Annotated in this window: 19 protein-coding genes and 1 pseudogene; 10 read left to right on the top strand and 10 right to left on the bottom strand. The window is 64.2% G+C overall.

The features are described from left to right. Nucleotides 1-4: 4 nt before the first annotated feature. Nucleotides 5-406: a helix-turn-helix domain-containing protein gene (locus tag HDG34_RS36305; protein ID WP_184068210.1), complete on the top strand. Its 402-nt coding sequence runs from the start codon at nt 5-7 to the stop codon at nt 404-406. Nucleotides 407-499: 93 nt separating this feature from the next. On the opposite strand, the gene HDG34_RS36300 is transcribed toward HDG34_RS36305, so the two are convergent. From HDG34_RS36300 to HDG34_RS36290, 3 genes are all read right to left on the bottom strand, one after another. Then, nucleotides 500-1,003: an Lrp/AsnC family transcriptional regulator gene (locus HDG34_RS36300; protein WP_090811115.1), complete on the bottom strand. Its 504-nt coding sequence runs from the start codon at nt 1,001-1,003 to the stop codon at nt 500-502. A gap of 88 nt (nt 1,004-1,091) precedes the next feature. Next, entirely contained in the window at nt 1,092-2,492 is a 1,401-nt protein-coding gene (locus HDG34_RS36295) for an aspartate aminotransferase family protein (RefSeq protein WP_184068207.1), read from the bottom strand. Nucleotides 2,493-2,752: 260 nt separating this feature from the next. Next, nucleotides 2,753-3,643: a GNAT family N-acetyltransferase gene (locus tag HDG34_RS36290; RefSeq protein ID WP_184068204.1), complete on the bottom strand. Its 891-nt coding sequence runs from the start codon at nt 3,641-3,643 to the stop codon at nt 2,753-2,755. A gap of 315 nt (nt 3,644-3,958) precedes the next feature. Here HDG34_RS36290 and HDG34_RS36285 point away from each other — a divergent pair, with 315 nt between their 5' ends. From HDG34_RS36285 to HDG34_RS36260, 6 genes are all read left to right on the top strand, one after another. Further along, a complete protein-coding gene (locus tag HDG34_RS36285; RefSeq protein WP_184068202.1) occupies nt 3,959-5,539 on the top strand; it encodes an ABC transporter substrate-binding protein in 1,581 nt (526 codons plus the stop codon). 132 nt (nt 5,540-5,671) lie between these two features. Then, entirely contained in the window at nt 5,672-6,625 is a 954-nt protein-coding gene (locus HDG34_RS36280; protein ID WP_184068197.1) for an ABC transporter permease, read from the top strand. Continuing rightward, complete coding sequence (locus tag HDG34_RS36275; RefSeq protein ID WP_090811125.1) at nt 6,622-7,614, top strand: ABC transporter permease; 993 nt, start codon at nt 6,622-6,624, stop codon at nt 7,612-7,614. Before HDG34_RS36280 ends, HDG34_RS36275 begins: the two co-directional genes overlap by 4 nt. Further along, nucleotides 7,614-9,569 carry an ABC transporter ATP-binding protein gene (locus tag HDG34_RS36270; RefSeq protein WP_260321449.1) on the top strand — a complete coding sequence of 652 codons (1,956 nt, stop codon included), beginning with the start codon at nt 7,614-7,616 and terminating at the stop codon, nt 9,567-9,569. The genes HDG34_RS36275 and HDG34_RS36270 overlap by 1 nt, the downstream gene beginning before the upstream one ends. Before the next feature lie 80 nt (nt 9,570-9,649). Then, nucleotides 9,650-9,985 carry a helix-turn-helix domain-containing protein gene (locus HDG34_RS36265; RefSeq protein ID WP_409259726.1) on the top strand — a complete coding sequence of 112 codons (336 nt, stop codon included), beginning with the start codon at nt 9,650-9,652 and terminating at the stop codon, nt 9,983-9,985. A gap of 137 nt (nt 9,986-10,122) precedes the next feature. Beyond that, nucleotides 10,123-10,476, top strand: coding sequence for a DUF1428 domain-containing protein (locus HDG34_RS36260; RefSeq protein ID WP_184068194.1), 354 nt, complete (start codon nt 10,123-10,125; stop codon nt 10,474-10,476). A gap of 83 nt (nt 10,477-10,559) precedes the next feature. Here HDG34_RS36260 and HDG34_RS36255 read toward each other — a convergent pair whose 3' ends face one another. From HDG34_RS36255 to HDG34_RS36245, 3 genes are all read right to left on the bottom strand, one after another. After that, nucleotides 10,560-14,192: a hydantoinase B/oxoprolinase family protein gene (locus HDG34_RS36255; protein WP_184068191.1), complete on the bottom strand. Its 3,633-nt coding sequence runs from the start codon at nt 14,190-14,192 to the stop codon at nt 10,560-10,562. Nucleotides 14,193-14,242: 50 nt separating this feature from the next. Next, nucleotides 14,243-15,550 (bottom strand): MFS transporter, encoded by a 1,308-nt coding sequence (locus HDG34_RS36250; RefSeq protein ID WP_184068188.1) that lies wholly within the window; start codon nt 15,548-15,550, stop codon nt 14,243-14,245. A gap of 149 nt (nt 15,551-15,699) precedes the next feature. Then, a complete protein-coding gene (locus HDG34_RS36245; RefSeq protein WP_260321448.1) occupies nt 15,700-16,500 on the bottom strand; it encodes a putative hydro-lyase in 801 nt (266 codons plus the stop codon). A 189-nt stretch (nt 16,501-16,689) separates the two neighbouring features. On the opposite strand from HDG34_RS36245, the gene HDG34_RS36240 reads away from it, so the two are divergent. After that, complete coding sequence (locus HDG34_RS36240) at nt 16,690-17,622, top strand: LysR family transcriptional regulator (protein WP_184068182.1); 933 nt, start codon at nt 16,690-16,692, stop codon at nt 17,620-17,622. Between the two features lie 180 nt (nt 17,623-17,802). On the opposite strand, the gene HDG34_RS36235 is transcribed toward HDG34_RS36240, so the two are convergent. Both HDG34_RS36235 and HDG34_RS36230 read right to left on the bottom strand, forming a co-directional pair. Further along, nucleotides 17,803-18,660 (bottom strand): MBL fold metallo-hydrolase, encoded by an 858-nt coding sequence (locus HDG34_RS36235; RefSeq protein WP_184068179.1) that lies wholly within the window; start codon nt 18,658-18,660, stop codon nt 17,803-17,805. 199 nt (nt 18,661-18,859) lie between these two features. Further along, nucleotides 18,860-19,561, bottom strand: a pseudogene (locus tag HDG34_RS36230) (substrate binding domain-containing protein); the annotation flags it as partial. On the opposite strand from HDG34_RS36230, the gene HDG34_RS36225 reads away from it, so the two are divergent. Together HDG34_RS36225 and HDG34_RS36220 are read left to right on the top strand one after the other, a co-directional pair. Continuing rightward, nucleotides 19,507-19,677 (top strand): hypothetical protein, encoded by a 171-nt coding sequence (locus HDG34_RS36225; RefSeq protein ID WP_184068176.1) that lies wholly within the window; start codon nt 19,507-19,509, stop codon nt 19,675-19,677. The pseudogene HDG34_RS36230 and the gene HDG34_RS36225 sit on opposite strands and share 55 nt — an antisense overlap. Beyond that, on the top strand, nt 19,674-19,892 hold the full coding sequence (locus HDG34_RS36220; RefSeq protein WP_184068173.1) for a hypothetical protein: 219 nt from the start codon (nt 19,674-19,676) through the stop codon (nt 19,890-19,892). The genes HDG34_RS36225 and HDG34_RS36220 overlap by 4 nt, the downstream gene beginning before the upstream one ends. 36 nt (nt 19,893-19,928) lie before the next feature. Here HDG34_RS36220 and HDG34_RS36215 read toward each other — a convergent pair whose 3' ends face one another. Further along, nucleotides 19,929-20,819 (bottom strand): hypothetical protein, encoded by an 891-nt coding sequence (locus HDG34_RS36215; protein ID WP_260321447.1) that lies wholly within the window; start codon nt 20,817-20,819, stop codon nt 19,929-19,931. Nucleotides 20,820-20,851: 32 nt separating this feature from the next. Further along, the gene (locus HDG34_RS36210) at nt 20,852-22,588 is read right to left on the bottom strand and encodes a ShlB/FhaC/HecB family hemolysin secretion/activation protein (RefSeq protein ID WP_184068167.1); all 1,737 of its coding nucleotides are present in this window, start codon (nt 22,586-22,588) and stop codon (nt 20,852-20,854) included. Nucleotides 22,589-22,680: the final 92 nt, after the last annotated feature.

Below are 22,680 nucleotides of genomic sequence, written 5' to 3'. Positions count from 1 at the left end.
GTCGATGCTGAGCCTGAGCCCAACTTCGTCATCATCCACGCCTGAGCTTGCGGGCGCGAGCCGTCATCCGACGCGCGCGCCGAATCGCGTGAGCCGCGCCGTGCAGCGTGCGCTCGACTTCATCGATGCCTGTTTCGCCGAGCCAATCAGCCTGTCCGAACTGGCGGCCGTCGCGCAGTTGAGCATTTCGAGGTTTGCGGTGCGCTTCAGCGCGGAGATTGGCGTGTCGCCGCAGCAATATGTGCGGCTAGTGCGCGTACGGCATGCGCAGTGCCTGTTGCGACGAGGCTTGCCGCCGTCGATCGTCGCGACCGAGGTGGGCTTCTTCGATCAAAGCCATCTATGCCGGCACTTCAAACGTGTGCTTGGCAGAACGCCGGGGGAATGGCTGAGCGCGAATGGTTGACTGCAAGTCGACAGGCCGCCGGCGTCGCGCCGGTGGCTTCGAATGCATTCGACCCGATCGGGCCGGCTGCGCGTAGCCGAAACCGTCACCGCTTCATTGATGCTGCTGCGAGAAGAGCGTTTCCAGCGGGTATTCGGATTTCACGAATGGCGTCTTGATGATGACGTAGCTGAAATACTTCTCGATGCCGATGTCGCGCTCCAGCAGCCCTTCGATCACGCTCTGATAATGATTGACGCTGCGCGTGACGAACTTCAGCAGGTAATCGTAGCCGCCGCTCGCCAGATGGCATTCAATGATCTCGTCCACAGGACGGATCGCCGCCTCGAACTTGGCGAAGTCTTCGCGACGATGGTCGGCGAGCGTGACCTCGGTGAACACGATCTGCACGTCACCGAGTTTCTGCAGTTGGATATGTGCGCCGTAGCCGACGATATAGCCGGCTTTTTCAAGCCTTTTCACGCGAATCAGACAGGGGCTCGGCGAGAGCCCCACGGCGTCCGCAAGCTCGACGTTCGTGATACGGCCTTTCTTCTGGAGTTGCGAAAGAATACGCAGGTCGATCCGGTCCAGCTTCGTGTCGCCGCTTGTCGTCATGTATCGGTCTGCCCGTCGAAGGTTCTGCTTTTCGCTTCGTTGCGCTTCGCCTTGGTCAAGCAACGCGCAGGCCGATGTTATCACGCGCTCAGGCGGCCGCGCGGCTCGCGCCGCGCAATGCGGCACGCACCTCCGCCTGCTCGAGCACGTCGTCGAGCGTGCGCCGCAGACGGCCGAACAGTTGTTCGAACTCGGTCTCACCGAAGCACAGCGCGGGCGCGAAACCGAGAATGCTGTCGCCGAATGCGCGGAACACGAGGCGGTTGCGGTAGGCTGCGGCCGTGATCCGGTCCGGCAGCTTCAGCGACGGATCGAAGCGTGCCCGCGAGTTCTTGTCCGCGACCAGTTCCAGCGCGCCGAGCAGCCCGCGATGACGCGAGTCGCCCACCAGCGGATGAGCGAGCAGCGCGTCGAGCCCGGCGGCAAAGCGCGGTGCCTGCGCGATGCCGTTCGCGAGCAGACCGCCCTCCTGATAGAGACGCAGTACTTCGAGCCCGATGGCGGCGCTCACCGGATGCGCGGAGTAGGTCTGACCATGACCGACGACGGCGGTATCGCGCGCATCGCCTGCAATGCCCTGGTAGATTTCGTCGGACATCAGCACCGCGCCCATCGGCGCATAACCGGAGGTCAGCCCCTTCGCCACCGTCATCAGATCCGGCTCGACCTGTTCGGCCTCGCACGCGAAGAGCGGGCCGGTACGACCGAAGCCCGTGATGACCTCGTCGGCGACGAACAGGATGTCGAGGCGGCGGCACGCGTCGCGCATCGCCTTTAACCAGCCGACCGGCGGCACGATCACGCCGCCCGAACCCTGGATCGGCTCGCAGAAGAACGCGGCGACGTGCTCCGCTCCGAGTGAAGCGACTTTCGCTTCGAGCGCGGCGACGGATGCGGCGATCAGCGCTTGCGCGTCACTGCCTTGCGGCTGACGGTACGCATACGGCGACGGCAGATGGTGCTGGTGCGGCAGCGGCAGGTCGAAGTTGCGGTGGAACGCGGGCAGCGCAGTGAGCCCCGCGCCGACCGACGACGATCCGTGATAGCCACGTTCGAGCGCGATCATCTGCTTTTTCGCCGGGCGCCCCGTTGCATTGAAGTAATGCGTGATGAAGCGTATCGCGGAGTCGATCGCATCGGAGCCGCCGAGCGTGAAATAGACGTGCTGCAGCGAAGCGGGCGCAAGCGACACCAGTGTTTCGGCCAGTTCGATCGCGGGTTCCGACGAGAAGTGGAAGTAGGTGGTCGCGTAGGGCAGCTTCATCATCTGGCGCGTCGCCGCTTCGACGATGCTCTGTTGGCCGTAACCCACGTTCACGCACCACAGGCCCGCAAATGCGTCGAGCAGTTCGTTGCCGTCGATATCGCGCAGATACGCGCCCTGGCCGGATTCGAGTACGGTGGTGCCGCGCGCTTCGTGCGCGCGATAGTTGATGACCGGGTGAATCAGGTGCTTGCGGTCGGCGTCGATCAGCGATGAGTTTGACATGATGGTGGTTCCCCGCACGTGGCGATCAGGTAAGAGTCACCCCTCGATAGTAGCGACAGCCGTATGCGTGCCGTTCAGCCAAAAAAAAGCCTAAAGAGCGTCGACGCAGCGTTTTTCACCCCGCAGACAGCATTTTCTGCTGGGCGTGCTTAATAGCAGGGCGAACCCCAACGCTGCCGTGCATGAGCGACCGTGTTTGCGTGTGGAAGAGAGAGGCGCCGCGGTGCAGCGGGTTCCGGTTCAGCGTGGCTTCACCTGGCTCAGGTGAGCGACTGCGCGATCACCGCATACTGATGCAGCCCCGGGTCGGCGCGGCTCGACTCGCCATCGGCTGGCGCGGATGCAAGCCGGCGCATCTTCACGACCGTCTCCGAGCGTGCGAGACCGAGGCCGGTTAGCCACTCGCGCAGGCCGTGCCCGTGCGGCACGTCGATGCGCAACAGCGCGCCTTCGTTCAGCGCGAGCCAATGGCTGATCAGCGCCTTGGCCCGCACGGCGTCGGGAAACGCGCTGGCGACGACGGGGCCGATCACGAAGCCGCGTCCGAAGCGGCGGAACAGCGAGAAGCCGAGTAGTTCACCGTCGCGATCGAGCGCGATACCGTCGGCCAGATCGAGCAGCGGCGGCAGTACGTGGCTGCGATCGAGGCCGCTAGCGCGTGATTCGAGCGCGACGAGTTGCTGCGTGTCGCTCGCCCCGAGCGGGCGCAGCCGCTCGTTGGCGGGCAGTGCAACGAGCGGCGGCCGGAACGCCGCACCCTGCATCTGGTCGAGCGCGCCGCAGCGCTCGAAGCCGAGCGCGTCGCACAACGGCAGGCCAGCCTCGGTCGCATAGAGCGTGATGTCACGCTTGCCAAGCTCGTCGAGCGCGTGCGCGAGCAACGTGCGGCCGATACCCACGCCGCGATGCTCCGGCGCGACGATCAGCATGCCCAGCGTCGCCTGATCCGCGCCGAACTTCCAGCAGACCACGGTGCCGACCAGCGCGCCCGCCGTCTCGGCGACGAAGCCGATCCCGGTGCGCGCCGAGAACCGCCAATCTTCACGGCGATGCGGCCAGCCGATCGCGGCGGACAGGCGTTGAGCGGCAGGGATGTCGTCGGCTGTCAGGCGTCTGTAGGTGAAACGTGCGTGAGGCGTTGGATCGGACACGGGGCGCTCCGTGAATAGTCGGCCGTGCCGCGACTGTTGCACGTTGCCCGGTGATTGACTAGTACGAACTTCTCATCGTGGGGAGGCGTCCTGTCCAGAACATCAGGGTCAACGCCAGGAGCGGCAAATCATGCTGTTTTGACCACTCAAAACCATGTTTTCGAATGGTCGAGTCCACCGATACGCGATCAACGCCATTTTTTGCAGTGCTTAAATCGATTCATGCAATGCCACCGCGCCGCGACCAGCACGCGGAGCGCCGTCGAACACCAATGCTGGATACCCCGCGTTCAATCCCGAGTGAGGAGCAGTTGCATGTACGACGACCCAATCAAAACGGGCGGCTTCAGCCGCCGTGACATGATGCGTTTGCTGGCCGCCGGCGGCATCCTTGCCACCGGCGCGGGAGGTCTGCTGGCGGGGGCTCGCCCGGCATTCGCGGCACCCACGCCGAAGAAAGGCGGCAAGATCCGGGTGGCCTACGACGCATCCTCGACCGCGGATACGCTCGACCCGGCCAAGGGTTCGGCAGGCTCCGATTACATCCGCTTTTTCATGTTCTATAGCAGCCTGACGCAGCTCGATTCGTCGCTGACGCCGAGGATGAATCTCGCCGAATCGATCGACACCAGCGACGCGAAAGTGTGGGTGATCAAACTGCGCAAAGGCGTCACGTTCCACGACGGCAAGCCACTCGCGCCCGCCGATGTCGTCTACTCGCTGATGCGTCACAAGAATCCGGCAACGGCGTCGAAGGTGAAGACGCTGGCCGATCAGTTCGTGGAGGCGAAGCAGACCGGTCCCAACGAAGTCACGCTGACGCTCGCGTCCGCCAACGCGGACCTGCCGGTGATTCTTGCCACGCCGCAATTCGTGATCATCAAGGACGGCACGACGGACTTCACGACGGCCGTCGGCACCGGCCCGTACAAGCTGAAGACGTTCAAGCCCGGCGTTTCGACCGTCGGCATCCGTAACGACAGTTTCTGGAAGACCGGCGGCGGACCTTACCTCGACCAGATCGAGCTGATCGGTATCGGCGATAACGCGGCACGGGTGAATGCGCTGCTGTCCGGCGATGTTCACCTGATCAATTCCGTCGATCCGCGCGCGACGCAGCGCATTGCCGCGACGCCGGGCTACGAGGTGCGCGAGACCAAGTCGGGCCTCTATACCGATCTGATCATGCGCCGCGACAACCCGCTGACGGGCAACCCCGATTTCGTGCAGGGCATGAAGTATCTGTTCGACCGTGAGCAGATCCGCTCGGCGGTGTTTCGCGGTTATGCGGTGATCGGCAACGATCAACCGATTCCGCCCGGACACCGCTACTTCAATGCGTCGCTGCCGCAGCGCCCGCACGATCCGGACAAGGCGAAGTTCCACTTCCAGAAAGCCGGAGCAATCGGTACGGCGCTGCCGCCGATCTATGCGACGACCGACGCGAACGGCTCGATCGAGATGGGTGTGCTGCTGCAGCAGTCCGCCGCGAAGATCGGCGTGAACCTGGAGATCAACCGCGTGCCGGCGGATGGTTACTGGTCGACGCACTGGATGAAGCATCCGCTCGGGTTCGGCAACGTCAATCCGCGCTCGAGCGCCGATGTGCTGTTCACGCAGTTCTTCAAGTCGGACGCCCCGTGGAACGAGTCGGGCTGGAACAACCCGAAGTTCGACCAGTTGCTGGCCGCGGCCCGCTCGGAAACCGACGATGCGAAACGCAAGCAGATGTACGGCGACATGCAGGTGCTGGTATCGGAGCAGGGCGGCATTGGCATCCCGACCTTCCTGAGCCTGCTCGATGCGAACGACAAGCACTTGCAAGGGCTCCAGCCCGTGCCTACCGGCGCGATGATGGGCTTCAACTTCGCCGAGTACGTGTGGTGGAACGCCTGACCCGCTGAAGCGCCCGGACGCGGCGGGTGGCCCCCGCCGCGCCGCTCGCGGCAGGCAGCCGCAGCGCGCCCGAGCGGCACGGCTCATGTATGACTCGCCGTGTCGCGCAGCCTAACCGAGGAGCTCATGCCCATGAACGGGAATATCGCCCAGTTGATCGGCCGGCGCGTCGCCGTCACTGCGCTGACGCTGCTGATTGTCTCGATCATCATCTTCGTGATCACCAACCTGTTGCCGGGCGATGCCGCGCAGGCCGCACTCGGCCAGTCGGCGACGCCGGATACGGTCGCGGCGCTGCGGCTGCAGTTCGGCCTCGACCAGCCGGCATACCTGCGGTACTTCCATTGGCTCGTCGGTCTGCTGCACGCGAACTTTGGCGTGTCGCTGTCGAGCAATCTGCCGGTGTCCGAGATGATCGAAGGGCGCCTGCCGAAGTCGCTGACCCTCGCGGCGATCACCACCGGGGTGTCGGTGCCGATCGCGGTGTCGGCGGGCATTCTCGCGGCAGTCAAGCGCGACTCGCTGATCGATCGGATCGTGAGCCTCGGTACGCTGTCGCTGGTCGCCACGCCCGAGTTCCTGATCGCGACGCTGGCGGTGCTGGTGCTGGCCGTCAAGCTGCACTGGCTGTCAGCGCTGTCGTACAGCGGTGAGATCGAGAGCCTGCACGACTTTCTGCGCGCGTATGCGATGCCGGTCGTCACGCTGTGCGCGGTCGTGATCGCGCAGATGGCCCGCATGACACGCGCCGCGGTGATCGAGCAACTCAGTTCTTCGTATGTGGAAATGGCGATGCTCAAGGGCGCGAGCCCCGCCCGCGTGGTACTGCGCCACGCACTGCCGAATGCGATCGGCCCGATCGCCAATGCAATCGCGCTGAGCCTGTCTTATCTGCTTGGCGGCGTGATCGTCGTCGAGACCATCTTCAACTACCCGGGCCTCGCCAGCCTGATGGTCGACGCGGTCAGCAACCGCGACTTCCCGCTCGTACAGGCCTGCACGCTGCTGTTCTGCCTCGGCTATCTGCTGCTCGTGCTGCTAGCCGACCTGTGCGCCATCATCTCGAACCCGAGGCTGCGGACATGACGATTCTTCGACCTTCTTCCGATGCGCCTCACCGGCTCGGTGCGCTCGAACCGGTGCAACGCAGCAGCATGATGCCGGAGGGCGCCGATCCCGCGCGGTCCTGGGGCGGCGGCGGAGGCCCGGCGCCTCGACCGGTGCGCCGTCGCAGCCTCGCGCAACGCATGAACCTGTCGACCGGCGGCTGGATCGGCCTGGCGATGGTCAGTTGCGCGTTGTTCGTCGCGGCGTTCGCACCGTGGCTCGCGCCGCATTCGATCGGCGCGATCCTCACGCCTGACGTATTCGCGGGCTTCAGCGCGAAGCTGCCGTTCGGCTCCGACTACCTGGGTCGCGACATGTTGACCCGCATCATCTACGGGATGCGCCTGACGGTCGTGCTCGCGCTGGCGGCGGCGCTGCTCGCGGCGCTCACGGGGACCATGCTGGGACTGCTGGCGGCCGTGGCCGGCCGCCGGATCGACGAAACCATGAGCCGGCTGCTCGATGCGGTGACGTCGATTCCGTCGAAGATGTTCGCGCTGATGATCGTCGCCGCGTTCGGCTCGTCACTGCCGTTGCTGATCGTGACCGCGGCGATCAGCTACATGCCGGGCTCGTACCGGATCGCCCGCTCGCTGGCGGTCAATATCGGCACGCTCGAATACGTGCAGGTCGCGCGGGCGCGCGGCGAAAGCGCGCTCTACATCGCGTGCTTCGAGATGCTGCCGAACATGATTCATCCGATCCTCGCCGACACCGGACTGCGCTTCACTTTCGTCGTGCTGCTATTGAGCAGCCTGAGCTTTCTCGGTCTCGGCGTGCAGCCGCCGTATGCCGATCTCGGTTCGCTGGTACGCGAGAACATCGCCGGCCTCGGTGAAGGCGTGCCGGTCGTGATCCTGCCCGCGATCGCAATCGCGATCCTCACGGTCGGCGTGAACCTGCTGATCGACGGACTGCCGCATCATGGCCGCCGCAAGGGCATGCCTGATGCCGATGGAGGCCACTGATGAAGGCACCCTTTTTCAGACGTGCTCACGCGGCCTTTGAGGCCATCTCGAGGACCGCGCCGCTACCCCCTTCGAATCTGGTCGAGGTACGGGGGCTGCGCGTGGTGGGAAGCCGGCCCGGCGAGCCGGATACGACGATCGTGCATGACATCGACTTCGGGATTGCGCGCGGCGAGGTGCTCGCATTGATCGGCGAGTCGGGCTCGGGCAAGACCACGATCGCACTGTCGCTGATGGGCCATGCACGCAGCGGCTGCCGCATCGCGGGCGGCGCGATCCGGGTGGGCGACACCGACGTGCTCGGGCTCTCGTCGAAAGCGCTCGCGGGATTGCGTGGCCGCAAGGTTGCCTACATCGCGCAAAGCGCGGCCGCTGCGTTCAACCCGGCGCGCCCGCTCATGGACCAGGTGATCGAAAGCGCGCTGATTCACGGCACGCTCAGCAAGCGCGCCGCGCGGTCCAAAGCGGTCGAACTGTTCCGCGCGCTCGCGCTGCCGGAGCCGGAGACGATCGGCCGGCGCTACCCGCACCAGGTGTCGGGCGGCCAGTTGCAGCGGCTGATGGCGGCGATGGCGCTGATCACCGACCCCGAACTCGTGATCCTCGATGAACCGACCACGGCGCTCGACGTCACCACGCAGATCGACGTGCTGCAAGCGTTTCGCAGCGTGATCCGCCAATGCGGAATGACGGCCGTCTACGTATCGCACGATCTGGCGGTGGTCGCGCAGATGGCGGATCGAATCGTCGTGCTAAGCAATGGTGAAATCCGCGAAACGGGCCGCACTGAACAGATTCTGCATGCGCCGGCGCACCCGTACACGCAGAGCCTGATTGCTGCCGTGACGCCCGTCGCCCCGGCTGCCTGCACCTCGGCGGCTCCCGACGCAGCCCAGCCGAACACGCCGCTGCTCGAACTGCGCGGTCTGACGGCCGGCTACGGCCGCACCGACGCGAAGGGCTGGCCGCACAAGGTCATTCTGCGCGACGTGGACCTCGTGATCGATCGTGGTCAGACGGTAGGCGTGATCGGCGAATCCGGTTCGGGCAAGACGACGCTCGCGAAGGTGATCGCCGGGCTCGTGCCGATGGCGCGCGGCAATCTGCTGCTCGACGGTGAGCCGCTTGCCGCCAACCTCAGCCGCCGCAGCCGCGAACAGTTTCGCTGTATCCAGATCGTGTTCCAGAACGCCGACACCGCGCTTAATCCGACGCACACCGTCGAGCGCACGCTGGCGCGTCCGCTGAAGTTCTATCACGGCATGAAGGGCGAGGCCGCGCGGCGCCGCGTCGCCGAACTGCTCGGCCTGGTGCGCCTGCCTGCCGAGCTGGCGCAGCGGCGCACCGGAGAGCTGTCGGGCGGGCAGAAACAGCGCGTGAATCTCGCGCGGGCGCTGGCCGCCGAACCCAAGTTGATCTTGTGCGACGAAGTCACGTCCGCGCTCGATACGGTGGTCGGCGCTGCCATTCTCGAGCTGCTGCGCGATCTGCAAAAGAAGCTCGGCGTGTCATATCTGTTCATCACGCACGACATCGCCAAGGTGCGTGCGATCAGCGACGACATCGTCGTGCTGTACGCGGGGCACCGCGTCGAGACGGGCAACCGCGACGCGTTGTCGGCGCCGCCGTATCACCCGTATTCGCATCTGCTCGTGTCGTCGGCGCCGGAGCTTCGCGCCGGCTGGCTCGAAGAAGCGGGCGAGCGTTGTCATCAGACATTGCCGCCGATCGGTGAGTCGACTCATGAGCCGGAGCTTTGCACATTTCTCGCGCGATGCCCGATGCGCATCGACGGTGTCTGCAATCGCACGTCGCCGAGCGTGCGCACGCTCGCGAGCGGCGCGCAGGTGCTGTGCCATCGCAGCGAAGCGGAACTGGAGCGGTACCAGAGCGGGCCGCCCGACGGTGCTGCTACGGCGAGCGTGCTCGCGCGGTCTGGCACGGTGCGGGTCTGATGCCGCTACGAAAACGTAGCGCGAGGGGATAGAACATGACCGGAGTCTTCTACGACTGCGCAGGCGACAGGACCGTGGCGATGTCGCGCGCGATCAGGCGGGCCGTGGCTTTTATCGAGAGTTCGTTCGCGCAGCCCGTCAGCCTCGCGACGCTCGCCGGCACCGCCGGGTTGAGTGTTTCGCGCTTCGCCACCCTGTTTCGCAAAGAGGTGGGTATTTCGCCTCATCGCTATGTGTGTCTGGTGCGAATTCAGCACGCTAAACGGCTATTGCGTGACGGCGTCCCGCCCTGTGAGGTCGCTGCCGAAGTCGGATTTTTCGATCAAAGTCACCTTGGCCGACACTTTCGGCGCGCGGTCGGCGTGACGCCGGGGCATTTCGTTGCTTCGCCAGAATCGGGCAGCGCATTCAGATAGAGCCGCAGGCTATCAGAGCAAAGGGACGCGACTATTGTCGATTTGTTGACTCCCCGCTCGTCGTGCGTATGGGCGGCCGTGTTGCGATGCGCTGCCAACCGGCACCTACTGTGCGTGTGCAAACAAGGAGATTGCAAATGAATTACATCGATGGATTTGTTGTCCCCGTACCTACGGCCAACCGCGAAATTTACAGGCAGTTCGCCGAAAGAGCGGCGGCCGTCTTCAAGGAGTACGGTGCGTTGAAGGTGGTCGAGTGCTGGGGAGATGACGTGCCAGAGGGCAAGGTGACGTCGTTCCCAATGGCGATCAAGCGCAAGGATGATGAGACGGTGGTGTTCTCCTGGGTTGTCTGGCCGTCGCGTCAGTCGCGAGACGAAGGGATGAAAGCGGTGATGGCCGACCAACGGCTGCAACCGGAAAAAGATCCGCTGCCTTTTGACGGTCAGCGGCTAATCTATGGCGGTTTCGAAGTGATCGTCGACGCGTGATGGCGTAAAAATATGGCGCCGGTTCGAGTGAGACGCGAGCCGACGCCGCTGTCTGGCATTGAACATCCGCAGTCCATGAAGCATTACGCTTCCCCGAAACCCCCGCCACCCGGCGTTTCCACCACGAACACGTCGCCCGCGGCCATCTCGACGCTCGCGATATGGCCCAATGCGACGATCTCGCCGTCCGCGCGCTCGACGCGATTGCTGCCCCGCCTTCCCGCGCGTCCACCTGCCGCGCCGAAAGGCGCGTGAATGCGGTTGTTCGAGAGAATCGACGCGGTCATCGGCGCGAGAAAGCGGATGCGCCGGATCGCGCCGTTACCGCCGCGCCAGCGTCCCGCGCCGCCCGACTCCGCGCGGATCAGGTGCGACTCGAGCCGCACGGGATAGCGCCATTCGAGCACTTCGGGATCGGTCAGGCGCGAGTTGGTCATGTGCGTCTGTACCGCGTCGACGCCGCAGAAGCCATCGCCCGCGCCGCTGCCGCCTGCGATCGTCTCGTAGTACTGGTAGCGCGCGTCGCCGAACGTGAAGTTGTTCATCGTGCCCTGACTGGAAGCGACGATGCCCAGCGCGCCATAGAGCGCATTCGTAATCGCGGACGATGTCTCCACGTTGCCCGAGACCACCGCTGCCGGATAAACCGGATTGAGCATCGAGCGGTCCGGGACGATCACCGAGAGGGGCTTCAGGCAACCCGCGTTGAGCGGGATGTCGTCGCCGACGAGCGTGCGGAACACGTACAGCACGGCTGCCATGCAGACCGCCTTCGGCGCGTTGAAGTTGTTCGGCAGTTGCACGGACGTTCCGCTGAAGTCCACGGTCGCGCTGCGCGTCGCAGCATCGACGCGAATCGCGACGTCGATCACCGCGCCGTTATCGAGTTCGTAACGGTACGCGCCGTCCTTGAGGGCGCCGATCACGCGGCGCACCGCTTCTTCGGCATTGTCCTGCACGTGCTGCATGAAGGCGAGCACCACGTCGCGGCCGAATTGCGCGACCATGCGGCGCAGCTCGTCCACGCCCTTCTGGTTCGCGGCGATCTGCGCGCGCAGATCGGCCATGTTCTGTGCGACGTTGCGTGCCGGATAGCGGCCCGATGCGAGCAGCGCGCGTGTTTCGGCGTCGCGCAGCACGCCCGCTGAAACAAGCTGCCAGTTATCGACCAATACGCCTTCTTCTTCGATATGCGACGAAGCGGCCGGCATCGAACCGGGTGTGATTCCGCCGATATCCGCATGGTGGCCGCGCGAGCCGACGTAGAAGAGCGGCTCGGCCGAACCGTCTGCGAACACGGGCGTGATGACGGTCACGTCGGGCAAATGTGTGCCGCCGTGATACGGGTCGTTGAGCATGAACACATCGCCGTCGCGCATCGCGCCGCGATTTCGCTCGATGACGGTCTTGATGCTCTCGCCCATCGATCCCAGATGCACGGGCATGTGCGGCGCGTTCGCAATCAGATTGCCCGCAGCATCGAAGATCGCGCACGAGAAGTCGAGGCGCTCCTTGATGTTCACCGAATACGCCGTGTTTTGCAGACGCAATCCCATCTGCTCGGCAATCGACATGAACAGATTGTTGAATATTTCGAGGCGCACGGGGTCGGCCTCGGTGCCGATCGAGCGGCGCGTGGGCAGCGGTTGCACGCGGGTCATCACCACGTTGCCTTGAACGGTCAGCACCGCCTGCCATCCCGGCTCGACCACGGTCGTGCCGTTCTTTTCGGCGATGATCGCCGGGCCGTCGAGCGTGTCGCCTGCGCACAGCGTTTCGCGCTGGTAGAGCGATGCGTCGTGCCAGCTACCGCTCGAATACATGCGCACAACCGACTGCGCATGGGGCGCGTCGCCTGCCGCGCGCTGCCGCAGGCTGCCGGCATCGACTGGCGCGTCGGCATGGCCGATCGCTTCGACGCAAGCGAGTTCCGCGATGAGCGGCGTATCTGCCATCAGGAACGCATAGCGTTGACGATACGCAGCTTCGAAAGCGGCGCGCATCGCATCGACGCTGCCCGCTGGCACTGCGAGCGATGAATCGGTGCCCTGATAGCGCAGATGGACACGTCGCTCAGTCGTGATACGCGCGGCGTCCACGCCCTGTTCGAGCAGTGCGCCGGTTGCATCGGCCGCGAGCGCATCGAGCGCGGCTTCCAGCGTCGCAAGCGATGAGTCGTCGAGCGAGATTTCGAGCGCTCGCTCGCGCATCGCCGTCTGATCCGCGAGGCCCATGCCGTAAGCGGAGAGCACACCGGCAAGCGGATGCGCGAACACCCGCGTCATGCCGAGCGCGTCGGCCACACCGCACGCATGCTGGCCGCCCGCGCCGCCGAAAGTCGTCAGCACATACTGCGAGACGTCGTGGCCGCGTTGCACTGAAATTTTCTTGATCGCGTTAGCCATGCTGCCAATGGCGATCTCCAGGAAACCTTCAGCGAGCTCTTCCGGTGTGCGACGCTGACCCGTAGCCGCGAAGATTTCATCGGCGAGTGCCCGAAAGCGTTCAGCGACGACCTCGCGATCGAGCGACTCGTTCGCGTTCGGACCGAAGACGCGCGGGAAATAGTCGGGCTGAATCTTGCCGAGCATCACGTTGCAGTCGGTGACCGCGAGCGGGCCGCCGCGCCGGTACGCCGCCGGACCCGGATTGGCGCCCGCCGAGTCGGGGCCGACACGCAGCCGGGCGCCGTCGAAGCCGAGCACCGAGCCGCCACCTGCCGCCACGGTATGGATGCTCATCATCGGCGCGCGCATCCGTACGCCTGCCACCTGCGTTTCGAATACGCGCTCGAACTCGCCGTTGAAGTGCGAGACGTCCGTCGACGTGCCGCCCATGTCGAAGCCGATCACGCGCTCGAAGCCCGCTGCCTGTGCCGCGCGCACCATGCCGACGATACCGCCCGCCGGGCCGGAGAGAATCGCATCTTTGCCCTGAAAGACATCGGCGCGTGTCAGTCCGCCGCTGCTTTGCATGAACTGCAGGTTCACGCCCGGCATTTCGCTGGCGACCTGATCCACATATCGGCGCAGGATGGGCGACAGATAGGCATCCACCACGGTCGTATCGCCGCGCGAGACCATCTTCATCAGCGGCGAGACTTCGTGGGACACCGAGATCTGCGTGAAGCCGATTCGGCGCGCCAGATCCGCAAGCTCGCTTTCATGCGACGTGTGGCGATAACCGTGGATCAGCACGATTGCGAGCGCGCGGATGCCCTTGTGGTAGACCTCGCGCAGTGCGCGCTCCGCTGCCGCGTGATCGAGCGTCGCGACCACTTCGCCTTGCGCGCTCATGCGTTCGTCGATTTCCACCACGCTCTCATAGAGCGCTTCCGGCAACGCGATGTCGAGATCGAACAGGCGGGGGCGGTTCTGATACGCGATCCGCAACACATCGCGCAAGCCTCGCGTGGTGACGAGCGCTACCGGCTCGCCCTTGCGTTCGAGCAGCGCGTTGGTCGCGACCGTCGTGCCCATTTTGACCATCTCGACGTCGCGCGACGTAATGGGTTCTCCGGCTCGCAGGCCAAGCACATGGCGAATCCCGGCGACAGCCGCATCGCGATACTGCTCCGGGTGTTCGGAAAGCAGCTTGTGCGTGGTGAGCGTGCCATCCGGGCGGCGCGCGACGATATCGGTGAACGTGCCGCCGCGGTCGATCCAGAACTGCCAGCGGGACGGCGTGCAATCATCGGAGGCGTGATCGTGCTTCATGGTGTCGTGGTCGTGATGCGAAAGTGGTAGTGGTGTGCGCAAGGTGAAAATCAGGCCGATTCGAGTTCGCGACCGCGCGTCTCGGGCAGCGTAAGCGCGGCGATGATCAGTACGCCATACGCGGCCACGGCGAAAATCCCGATGCTCGTGCCCAGGCCGAAGCGGCTCGACAGCACGCCGATCAGCACCGGAAACAGCGCCCCGATCGCGCGGCCGACGTTGTAGCAAAACCCCTGGCCCGAGCCGCGCACACGGGTCGGAAACAGTTCGGTGAGAAACGCGCCCATGCCGGAAAAAATGCCCGACGCGAAAAAGCCGAGCGGAAAGCCGAGCCACAGCATCGATGCATTCGTGAGCGGCAACGAGGTATACGCGAAGGCAATCGCCATCGAGCCCAGCGCGAACAAAATGAAGTTCGGCTTGCGGCCGATGCGGTCCGTGAGCCATGCGCTGCACAGATAGCCCGCGTACGAGCCCGCGATGATCGTCGCCAGATAGCCGCCCGTGCCCATCACCGTGAGATGACGTTCGGTCTTGAGGAAAGTCGGCAGCCACGTCGTGATCGCGTAGTAGCCGCCCTGTGCGCCCGTCGTAAGCAGTGCGGCGCGCAATGTCGTCGAAAGCAGCCTGGGAGAGAAGATCTCAGTGAAGCGCGGCGGGTCTTGAGTGTCGTACTGCTGAACCCTGGCCTGTTCGAATACTTCAGGTTCCTTCACATAGCGGCGGATCGCGAGCACGAGCAGGGCAGGCACGAGTCCGATCAGGAACAATGCGCGCCACGCGATTTCAGGCGCCATCACGGAGAACAGCACCGCGTAGAGCAGGGCCGCCATGCCCCAGCCGAGCGCCCAGCCCGACTGCACGAGACCGACCGCCTTGCCGCGGTCGCGCGCGCGGATCACCTCGCCGATCAGCACCGCGCCCGCCGTCCACTCGCCGCCGAAGCCGAAGCCCATCAACGCGCGAGCCGCGAGCAACTGGCCGTAGTTCTGCGCGAGGCCGCATAGGCCGGTGAACACGGCGAACCACAAGACGGTGAGCTGCAACGTGCGCACACGGCCGATGCGATCGGAAAGAATGCCGGCAATCCAGCCGCCGAGCGCAGAGGACAGCAGCGTCAACGTGCCGATGAAGCCGGCGTCCGCGAGCGAGATGCCCCAGGTAGCGACGAGCGTCGGGATGACGAAGGAAAGCATCTGCGTGTCCATGCCGTCGAGCATGTAGCCGACCTTGCAACTCCAGAACGCGCGACGCGCCTGCGGACCGGCTTCGGCATACCAGGAAAGCTGCGGGCTTCCCGTTCCTGACTTCATGTCGGCGGCATCGTCGACGCTCGCCGTGAGTGTCTTGCTGTCCATCTGCTGCTCCTATGGATAGACGCATGGGAAACGATCGAAGCCACGCACCAACGTAGGGATGCGTCATTCCCTCCGGGCCGCGCGGCCCGATGGCTTCAAGGTGCTGTGAATCGCTTGTTGCACGACGGCGCGGCGCGCCGCCGGGACGGTCAGAAAATAGCCAGCGACGCGTTAGTGATATCCGTCATCAGCATGTGGCCCGGCGCGTGCGCAACCGCGAGCGGCAGCTTTGCGGCCATCAGTGCCGTTTGCGGCGTCACGCCGCAAGCCCAGTAGACAGGCAGTTCGCCCGCGCGGATCGTCACCGGGTCGCCGAACTCGGGGCGCGCGAGATCGACGATGCCGAGTTCCGCTGGATCGCCAATATGCACGGGCGCGCCATGCACGCCCGGAAAGCGGCTCGTGATCTGCACGGCACGGATCGCGTCGGCGCCGCGCAGCGGCCGCATCGACACGACGAGTTCGCCGCCGAACACGCCCGCCCGCTGGTTGGCGATGCTGGTGCGGTACATCGGCACGTTGCGGCCTTCTTCGACGTGGCGCAGGCCGATGCCTTCCTTCGCGAGCATGTGCTCGAACGAGAACGAACAGCCAATTGCAAATACGACGAAATCGTCCTGCCAGAGCGCTTCGATCGATTCGACGCGCTCGCTCAGGTTGCCGTCGCGATATACGTTGTACGCGGGCACGTCGGTGCGGATGTCGATGTCGCGCCCGAGCATCGGCACGCGGAACTCGCCAGGCTCGCCCACGCCGAGCAGCGGACATGGCTTCGGATTCGCATGGCAAAAGCGCAGGAAATCGTGCGCGTGCGCAGCGGGCAGGATCGCGAGATTGGCTTGCGCGTAGTCGCCGCAATGGCCGGCCGTCGGGCCACGGAAGTCGCGGTGACGGACGGCCTGGCGGAATTCGGATGGAGTCATGGTGTTAGCGTGCTCTGGCGGTTGCATCGGATTGTCTGCGGTGGGCGATGCGCCTTGCCTACCGTCAGGCGAAGCATAGAAAAGAAGAAAATTTGACGCCAGCTAGTTTTCTTTGCGCCAGGTGAATAGAATTTCTTAACGGAATCGCGGGTTTTCCCGAGTCACGTTGAGATTTTTGGAGCGGTTTGCTTCCATTGCACTGCCCACCTTTGACTGATGAATACGCGCTTCCTCGAAACCTTCGTCACGCTTGCCAAGCTGCGCAGTTTCCGCACTACGGCGACCGCGCTTCACGCCACGCCGGCGGCGATCTCGCAGCGCCTGAAGGCACTGGAAGACGAATTGCATACCGTGCTCGTCGATCGCGAGAGCCGGGAATTTCGGCTCACGCCGAACGGCGAATATCTGCTCGGCTACGCGAAGGCCGTGGTCGAGGCGACGCGCCAGTTGCAGGCCGCCGCGTCACATGAAGGCGCGATGCGCGGCAAGTTGCGACTCGGCGTGATCGAGACGGTCGTGCATAGCTGGCTTGCCGACTATCTGCGGCGGCTCTCGAAGGACTATCCGCAGCTCGAAGTGGAGCTTGCGGTGGACGTGAGCGTGGTGCTGCAGCGGCGTCTGATGGCGGGCGAACTCGATCTCATCGTTCGCGTGGAAGGCAGCGACGAGGAATCGATCGTCTGCGATGCGCTAGCGAACTATCCGGTGCACTGGATCGCGCGCGCGGGGCTGCTACCGCCTTCGCGCAGCGGACTCGCGAAACGCGTGCTGCGTCATCCGATCCTCACATTCGGGCGCGGGACGGCGCCTCATCGCGCGCTGGAGGACATCGTCAGCAAGCTCGCACTCGCCAACGGCGTGCCGCTCGCGGATACGCGCATTACGGGTTCGCCATCGATTTCGGTGATCGTGCAACTCGTGCGCGATGGCTTCGGCGTGGCGGCAATCCCGCGTCTGTTCGTCGATGATCTGATCGCGCGAGGCGAGGTGGTCGAACTGCCGCTGCAGCCTTCGCCGCCGTCCATCGTGGTGTCGATGTCCCGACGCGCGGATGCGCCGCTTTTCGTGCACGGCGCAGCGAACGCGGCACGTGCGGCGTGTCATGAATACTGCGAGCAGGGAGACCGACGCCTGATCGAGCGGCTATAGAGCCCGGCTCTTGCGGACTCTGGAGGCGGCAAGCGACCCAGGAAGAGTCATTCGACCCCGCGCTCCAGATCGTTGACGACTTCGTCGATCCTGGTCGAGGCGATTGTTTGGCACGTGCGGTTCGAGTTCAAGCGTTTCCACAGGGGCAAGGACGACGCGTTTTAGCGAAAAACAGCGAATTCAGTCCTTTCGCATGCGTGCAACCAATGCGAGCAAGCGGGCATTCATTTCCGCAGCCTGCAAATGCGCGTGCCAACCGTGACCAGGAAGCAGCCATTCGAAGCGATACGCGGCCAACTTGCCGAGCGATTCGGTGAGCGCTGTCCACGAGTACCAGCACGCGTCCCTGAACGCGACGAGGTCCTGCTGGCGTGGGCTCCAGGCAAGCGAATCCCCCGAGAACAGCACGCGATCATCGAGCTGGTACACGACGCTACCCCGAGTGTGCCCGGGTACAGGGATCGCGCGCACGCCGGCCGCAATGCTCAGTGCTGAACCGTCGTCGAGCAGATCCGTCGCGTATGGGGCGGCCGACACATCCTCGCGGTGAATCCAGACGCGCGCGCCGAATTGACGCGCGTATTTGTCCGCGTCTGCGACGTCGTCACGATGCGACAGCAGAATGTGCGCAATACCGCCAGCGCCGTCAAACCATTTCACGAGTTCCGCCGCATAGCGCGGGGAGTCGATGAGCAGATTGCCTTCCGGACGCGCGGCAAAATAAGAATGTGCGCCAAACGACGACCGTGCGTTGAATCCACAGCGCCACACGCCCGATGTGATCTGCTGCGGAAAGATCGCCGCGTTCGGACGAGGCTGTTTCGTTTCGCTGCGTACCGACGCCGTAGGGCAGACGAGCACCGCACGCCAGGCATCAAGCTGCTCTTCCGGTGTGGCCGGCTGGCGAACGAAGACACTCTTGTCGTTGCGCTCGACAATCAGCCCAGGCGCGACGTGACGAGATGCACCGCAATTGATGCATGCAGTGTCGATGTACCACTCTCCTGAAGCAGAGTCGGTATTACGTATGGGCTTCATCTGATGCTCCCGGGCTGACGTGCGCATCCGCCGGCTCGACGCTCGCTGGCGTCTCGCGGTCGTTGGAGGGATTGTTACACGATCATTGATGTACCGGCGCAAACGGCTCGTTCGCCACGCCCTTGTCCCGCTACGAAGCCTTGTCTGCGTTTGGCGCGTGATTTACCACGGCTGGCTACGCTTGCCGCAACAGACACCCCTACGCGGCACTTCGTCTGCTCCTGGCGCGGCCGCTTCTGCTCGTCGAAGTAACCAACTCCTCTGCTGTGAGGAAAAATTGACTGTTGTCCGCGAGGCGCGCAACGATGAAGTCGATGAAGGTTCTCACGCGCAGCGGTTGTTCCGTCCGGCGACGGTAGTAGACGTAAATCGACTCGCGCTGGGTCAAATGCTGAGTGAGCAAAGGCACGAGCCGTCCAGCCCGGATGTGTGAGACGGCCGAGAAGCTTCCAGGCTGCCCAATTGCCACGCCGGCCAGTACCGCTTCGGTTTCAGCGTCGATATCGTTCGAACAGACCGAAGCAGCCATCTCCCGATACACAATCTCCCCGCCCACCATAAATTCCCACGGCGCCTGCTTGCCGGTGTTCGCACGCCGGTATCCAGAACAACGATGCGCATCGAGCTCGTCCACGGTTTTCGGCGTGCCGTACCGTTCGAGATAGGCTGGCGACGCGCATACGATCAACTGAATCGGTAGCAGTCGCCTGGCAATCGCCCCCTCGGAAGGCGGGGACCCGCCGCGGAAGCCGACGTCGGCGCGATCGCTGACGAGGTCCGAGAAATGATCGTCGAAGCGAATATCGATCTGCACGTCAGGGTATAGCGCCGCAAACTCAAGGATCGATGGCCACAGTGCCGTTCGCCCGAGCGCCGTCGGAGCGCTTAGCCGAAGCGCCGCTCGTACACGGTTCGCTGTCCTCGATCGCCCGGCTCGCGCGCGCCGCGCTCGTCAGTTCCATGCCCGACGATCCTTCGTTCGTCTCCGGCGAGCAGCACGAGCAGGAGGGACCATGAGCGGGATCGTACGAAACCGGATGACGGGCGAACTGTTCCGCCATTCGACGCTCGGCGATCAGGTCCTCGCTGAAGCGCGGCGCCGGGGCGAGCCGTGGGCGGCAAGCGCGGTGATTTATGCGCGGCGCGCCGAGACCTGGTACGGCAGCCACCCATGCAGGGGCGAGGACCTCGTGCTCGTTTTCAGTGAAGTGTTTCGTGTGGAGCAAGGGTAGCAAAATCACGGGCGGTGACTCTCCCGCCCAGGCACCCTACCGGCACTGCAACACGACAACGCCGCCAATCCCCTGGCCATTCGGCAATGTGGCCGAGTAACCGACGGCAACCAGCGGCTGCGTCGCATCATGCCCCACGACAACCGACTGAACGGACAACTGCCCGGTCGTCGAGACACCATTCAACGGCGACTGAGAGTTCGTCAGCGCATATTGGGTATTCGCCAGATTGATCGACAGGTTCAGATTGTTGAGCGTGCGTGTGCCGAGATCGAGCGTGGCCGAAGCCGTTCCGAGCGTACCGCCTGCGCTGCCGTCATTGGTGGCCACCGCGTCTACGATCAATTGGGTACACGCGAGCGTGCCGCTCGTCGCGGGCAACGACAGCGGCGTGCCGACTGCATAGTGAACGCCCTGCTGGCTCGCGTAGGTATTGCCGTCCGTGTCCATGGCCTGATTCCACCGGCCAATCGCCACATCGCTGCCAACACTCTGGATCTCGCTCACCGCCCCATGGGCGAGCCCGAGACAGTCGGTCGCCGCCGCCGATGATGCAAGCGTGGTAAACGCACCGCCTGTCTGCTGAACCTGGCTCGATGCGGGCGCGTTAGACGCAGTCATGTTCCTGTTCTTCGAATTTGCCACCGGCAAACTCGGCACAACCACTACAGCCAGTTGGCCGTTGTTCGGCACCACCTGCGAGGCCGAACCCGAATAGGTAAAGTTTCCGTCCGGCCGGCACGCCGTTTGGGTTGAAGCTTGCGGCGTCGAGGCACCGCCGGGAGCAGAAGCCGCAACTGGTGACGAAGCCGCTGACGCCGCTCCGGCTGTGGCGGCATTCAGGCCACTCCCGTTACTGCCACCACATGCCGCCAGCAGCACTGCGGCACCCATCAAAACCACCAGCAATCTGTTGTTTCCCATCATCGTTTTTCCTTTCATTGTCAATGAACCGCTTGTCAGAACTGCGCTGTTATCTGGAAGCCGAGCGTTACGCTCGGTGCAGGAAAGCCGGATGGCGCATAGATCGGCGTCCCTGCGAATACGTCATAGCTGTACGTACCGAGACGCGACGGCACAGAACCCTTCAGGCCGATGGCCGCGCCTGCGAGCTGCGTGCCTGCGAGATTCGCGGCAGACGGCCCCCACAGGTGGCCGTAATCGAGGCCCGCATAGAAAACCTGCCCCGTCTGCCCGAGCGGATACTGGAGTTCGTTGCGCCAGTAGAAACCTTTTTCCGCCGCGAGCATCGTCTGCCCGCTGAAACCGCGCACCGTATAGCGGCTGCCGATAGTCAGGTCGTCGATATAGTTCAGCTCGTCGTTCGTGAACTGCCCGTGTACCGTACCGACATATCGAAACGCCTGACCGGCTACTGCAAACGGGACTGAGAGATTCGCGTCGAGCGTCGCCATGTGGAAGCGGTACGTCGGGCCACCCGGCGTATCGGGCTGGGCACCCAGCCCGCCTATACCCTGCCGGTACGCGAGCGTGCCGTCGAACTGCGCCGCGCCGAAGTAATGCCGGTTGGTCAGCCCCGCCTCGATGAACGTGTTGTCGCGGTGCTGCAGAGCTATTTCGGCATCCTCGATAAAGCTCGCGCCGAACCGCTTGATAAGCTGGAACTCAACGCCCGACACATCGTTCTGGCTGCGGTGGACAACCCGCTCAAGTTTGAAGCCCGCCGTCTGCGCGTTGCCGCTTGCCACGAAAATCTGGCTAGCCTGTGCAACCTGCTGGTAGTACGTATTCGTATAGCCGTAGAGCGTGCCGGTCCAGTAACCCCATGGTACCGAGTAGGAGGCGTTCCAGCCGTGCGTGCCGAGGTCGTGATTGCCGAACTGGAGATCCTGGTTGAAGCCGCCTGAGAAGACGTCATTCAGGCCGAGCAGGTTGTACAGGCCGAGCGATACGTTGCCGATATAGCGGCCCGTCTCAGCCGTGCCCGAGTTGTCTGCCGAGACGACGAGCGACCATGGTTTTGAGTGCTTGACGGTCACGACGACGTCGCTCTCGCCGGGCGACGTACCGGGAACAATCTGCATGGTCGCGTCCTGGTTCGGTACGCGCTTCATCTGTTCGAGACCCTGCTCAAGGTCGCGCAACTGAAGCGTGTCGCCGTCCTGCGCGGGAAACGCGGATTTCAGCGTACCGCGCGTATTGGCATCGGCAAATTTCAGGTTGCGGATAACGCCCGGTATGAGGGCGAGCTTGAGCGTCCCTTTGGAGAGATCCTGCGCTGGCAGGAGGACGCGCGTCGTAATGTAGCCATGGCTCAGGATGACGCCTTGCAGGCCCTTGGCCAGCAGGTCGAGGCCCTGCTTGCCGATACATTGCCCCTCGTAGTGTTGCAGCCAGTCATGCAGGAACGCGAACTGGTCCATCGGTAGCGCGGACGCCCCTTTTACGCGGTCCACTTCAGGTAGCGTATTGGGCACCTCGACGGTGAACGAGTCGATGCGGAAACAGGGCGTTTCGACCGGCAGCACCGGCCATTCTCCGGCTACGGGCGCAGCCGAGAGGACAACGGGCGCGGCAATGGTCGCCGCGCGCTGCTGCGCGTCGCGTCGCTGCTCGACCTGCTGTTGCTGTTCGGCGTTCGTACGGGCTGCTACGTCGGGCGGGGTCTGCGCGTTCGACGCGAGTGTTGCCAAGGCTGTGAGTGGCAGGGCCGCCAGCCACTTTGCATAGTTCATCGACTACTCTAATCCGATTGTTTCGTATAGATGCCGCAAGGCGCTGTCTTTATCCGCCTTTGCTACCTGGTGAGGCGGGACAGCCGTTATGG

The sequence above is a fragment of the Paraburkholderia sp. HC6.4b genome (genome assembly GCF_014200875.1).
Taxonomy (GTDB): Bacteria; Pseudomonadota; Gammaproteobacteria; order Burkholderiales; family Burkholderiaceae; genus Paraburkholderia; species Paraburkholderia tuberum.
This window is presented reverse-complemented; position numbering and strand designations above follow the sequence as displayed.

What these genes read in the sequence shown, in the direction of transcription:
- HDG34_RS36305 (WP_184068210.1), top strand. Translation starts at nt 5, where the DNA reads ATGCTGAGCCTGAGCCCAACTTCGTCATCATCCACGCCTGAGCTTGCG.
- HDG34_RS36300 (WP_090811115.1), bottom strand. Translation starts at nt 1,003, where the DNA reads ATGACGACAAGCGGCGACACGAAGCTGGACCGGATCGACCTGCGTATT.
- HDG34_RS36295 (WP_184068207.1), bottom strand. Translation starts at nt 2,492, where the DNA reads ATGTCAAACTCATCGCTGATCGACGCCGACCGCAAGCACCTGATTCAC.
- HDG34_RS36285 (WP_184068202.1), top strand. Translation starts at nt 3,959, where the DNA reads ATGTACGACGACCCAATCAAAACGGGCGGCTTCAGCCGCCGTGACATG.
- HDG34_RS36280 (WP_184068197.1), top strand. Translation starts at nt 5,672, where the DNA reads ATGAACGGGAATATCGCCCAGTTGATCGGCCGGCGCGTCGCCGTCACT.
- HDG34_RS36275 (WP_090811125.1), top strand. Translation starts at nt 6,622, where the DNA reads ATGACGATTCTTCGACCTTCTTCCGATGCGCCTCACCGGCTCGGTGCG.
- HDG34_RS36270 (WP_260321449.1), top strand. Translation starts at nt 7,614, where the DNA reads ATGAAGGCACCCTTTTTCAGACGTGCTCACGCGGCCTTTGAGGCCATC.
- HDG34_RS36265 (WP_409259726.1), top strand. Translation starts at nt 9,650, where the DNA reads ATGTCGCGCGCGATCAGGCGGGCCGTGGCTTTTATCGAGAGTTCGTTC.
- HDG34_RS36260 (WP_184068194.1), top strand. Translation starts at nt 10,123, where the DNA reads ATGAATTACATCGATGGATTTGTTGTCCCCGTACCTACGGCCAACCGC.
- HDG34_RS36255 (WP_184068191.1), bottom strand. Translation starts at nt 14,192, where the DNA reads ATGAAGCACGATCACGCCTCCGATGATTGCACGCCGTCCCGCTGGCAG.
- HDG34_RS36250 (WP_184068188.1), bottom strand. Translation starts at nt 15,550, where the DNA reads ATGGACAGCAAGACACTCACGGCGAGCGTCGACGATGCCGCCGACATG.
- HDG34_RS36245 (WP_260321448.1), bottom strand. Translation starts at nt 16,500, where the DNA reads ATGCAACCGCCAGAGCACGCTAACACCATGACTCCATCCGAATTCCGC.
- HDG34_RS36240 (WP_184068182.1), top strand. Translation starts at nt 16,690, where the DNA reads ATGAATACGCGCTTCCTCGAAACCTTCGTCACGCTTGCCAAGCTGCGC.
- HDG34_RS36235 (WP_184068179.1), bottom strand. Translation starts at nt 18,660, where the DNA reads ATGAAGCCCATACGTAATACCGACTCTGCTTCAGGAGAGTGGTACATC.
- HDG34_RS36225 (WP_184068176.1), top strand. Translation starts at nt 19,507, where the DNA reads ATGGCCACAGTGCCGTTCGCCCGAGCGCCGTCGGAGCGCTTAGCCGAA.
- HDG34_RS36220 (WP_184068173.1), top strand. Translation starts at nt 19,674, where the DNA reads ATGAGCGGGATCGTACGAAACCGGATGACGGGCGAACTGTTCCGCCAT.
- HDG34_RS36215 (WP_260321447.1), bottom strand. Translation starts at nt 20,819, where the DNA reads ATGATGGGAAACAACAGATTGCTGGTGGTTTTGATGGGTGCCGCAGTG.
- HDG34_RS36210 (WP_184068167.1), bottom strand. Translation starts at nt 22,588, where the DNA reads ATGAACTATGCAAAGTGGCTGGCGGCCCTGCCACTCACAGCCTTGGCA.